This window comes from Pseudogracilibacillus amylolyticus (SeqCode), assembly GCF_051918545.1.
Lineage (GTDB): Bacteria > Bacillota > Bacilli > Bacillales > Amphibacillaceae > Pseudogracilibacillus.
The window spans coordinates 1-287 of the sequence record NZ_JBPPZG010000300.1 but is presented as its reverse complement, the minus strand read 5'-3'; the positions used below and the strand labels follow the sequence as shown (position 1 = coordinate 287).

The following is a 287-nucleotide window of genomic DNA, read 5'->3' as shown; positions in this document are numbered from 1 at the left end:
ATAATATCTTGATAAATTGTAAAGAAATCAGATATTAATGTAGCACTAAAACCTATCATGATAAATACACTAGAAAATCCTAATAAGAATAAAATCGTATGTAACATACTTTTTTTCGTAAGCATTTTATTTTCTTCACTTATTTCACTTACGCTCATGCCTGTAATATAAGATAAAAATGCAGGGAAAAGCGGTAAGACACAAGGAGAAATAAAAGATAAAAATCCTGCCCCAAAGGCTAGAAATAGATTTACTTCAGTCATTGTCAATCCTCCCAATACACATCT

1 pseudogene is annotated in these 287 nt (G+C 29.6%); it reads right to left on the bottom strand.

From position 1 onward, the window contains the following. Positions 1-263, bottom strand: a pseudogene (locus tag ACPYKA_RS19850) (cytochrome c biogenesis CcdA family protein); the annotation flags it as partial. Positions 264-287: the final 24 nt, after the last annotated feature.